The organism is Pseudovibrio sp. POLY-S9 (genome assembly GCF_001431305.1).
Lineage (GTDB): Bacteria > Pseudomonadota > Alphaproteobacteria > Rhizobiales > Stappiaceae > Pseudovibrio.
The window spans coordinates 45087-46729 of record NZ_LCWX01000142.1 but is presented as its reverse complement, the minus strand read 5'-3'; the positions used below and the strand labels follow the sequence as shown (position 1 = coordinate 46729).

The window sequence follows — 1643 nt, the reverse complement described above, 5'->3', positions numbered from 1 at the left end:
TACTCTTCAGTGTATTTCGAGCGTCCCGTGCCCATTCACATCTCCTGCAACAATCAAAGTCAATATACTCGATTGTCCGGAAACCGGAGGGAACTCCAATTTGCTGCAGAACGGGAACGCATGAGCGAAGCTTTGTTTGCCTGGTATCGCAAGCACCACACTCGCATTACGATGACCGACGAGCAAATCAAAGCCAACGCAGGCAAGGAGCTTCAGGCCGGTATTCTCATCGGATATACCGATGAAGAAGAGTTGGAAGAGGCCAAGCGCGAGCAAGGCCTCCTCTGATTGCATGGAGAGGGAGCTTCGCAGCTCTCCCCGTTTACAGCTTCAAGAAGCGTGTAATTTCTTCAAGAATATCCTCATGGATCTGTGCCCGATCAGTTCCTTCAGGATCATCACATACCGGATCATCATTTTCAGCTGCCAGCACGGCAGGCCCTTCCGGCTTACACTCCGCCAGAAATGTGAAGTGGTGTCCGGGTTTGACGACAGTAAGGCTCGCATTTTCCAGCTTAGCTACCAGGTTACTGCCTTCTGGTCCCACATCAGCCGCTTTCCAAAGGTTCTCTTCGCCAATGTTTAGTAAGAGCACAGGTTGCTTAACCGCCATCAGGCTTTGTTCATCAATGACATAAGTAAAGCCGGGGTCGATGGCTACCGCAGCAGTAACCCGACTATCTTGAGCTTCTTTTGAAAAGCCTGCAGGCAGTCTGGAAAAATCAACGCCGCCCTTGGAGAGAAAGACGCAGTCTGCTTGTCCTTTACCAATACCGTTGCAGTACTCGTTGTACTGATCGCCATCAAACCGCAGACCTGCCAGGTTCAGCGCGGTCGCCCCTCCCAAAGAGAATCCAAGTGAGGTAATACGACCTTCATCAATATAGTCAGCAAAAGCCGGATCATTCAGAAGCTCATCCAGTGCGGCCGTCAGATCTTTGGCACGCTCATCAAGGCGCAGTGACCGGCGGGGCGAGGAATCGCCGGAGGTGCTGCCCGGGTGATTGACAGCGAGGACCATTGCGCCTTTCAGTGCCAATCCGGATGACAGCCATGAAAGCCCATCCATGTTACCGCCGGAGCCATGCGAGAGCACAATAAGTGGATGCTTGCCCTCTTTGATTGCGGCGCCAACATAGGCGGAGGTGCCCTTAAACACCGCGTTGTCGCCAATCACATTGCGGTAGGTTGGTGTTTTGATCGGATACCACACAGACGCTGCAACAGCAGACGTGCGATGAGAGGCCGATACGATAAGGCGGTCATAGCCTGCAATCTGCTGATCCGCCAAAGCAGACGTGCAGGCCATTGCTAAGAGTGTGCCAAGAACCAGAGTTTTCATGTTGCTATCCTTTGTTGTGATAGCAATGTGGTAGGTGGCTCAGTCCTTTAGAGCGTCCTGAAACGCGAATTAGGTCTCCCATATCGTGTTTCAGGACAAAGGAAGTATCAAGTGCGCATCTCGCTGTTGCTCAGCGGGCCGTTGCGCAGCTCGGTGATGTACTCGGTCACAGCGGAAGACAGCGATGCAATCTGCTGGTTCATCTCAACCGCAGATCCGATCACATGCTCAGCAGCATTTTCCGTTTCATTCGCATAAGTCGAAACATCCGCCACGTTGCTGGCCACAAGCCGTGTACCAG

Annotated in this window: 1 protein-coding gene and 2 pseudogenes; 1 reads left to right on the top strand and 2 read right to left on the bottom strand. The window is 52.6% G+C overall.

The features are described 5' to 3' along the window. Positions 1–288 (top strand): annotated as a pseudogene (locus tag PPL9_RS33280) (hypothetical protein); the annotation flags it as partial. A 34-nt stretch (positions 289–322) separates the two neighbouring features. Here the strand turns inward: PPL9_RS33280 and PPL9_RS12225 are convergent. Then, complete coding sequence (locus tag PPL9_RS12225) at positions 323–1342, bottom strand: alpha/beta fold hydrolase (RefSeq protein WP_057462947.1); 1020 nt, start codon at positions 1340–1342, stop codon at positions 323–325. Between the two features lie 107 nt (positions 1343–1449). Beyond that, positions 1450–1643: pseudogene (locus tag PPL9_RS12220) on the bottom strand (chemotaxis protein); the annotation flags it as partial.

Excerpts from the sequence above, each read along its gene's own strand:
- PPL9_RS12225 (WP_057462947.1), bottom strand. The coding sequence starts at position 1,342 with ATGAAAACTCTGGTTCTTGGCACACTCTTAGCAATGGCCTGCACGTCT.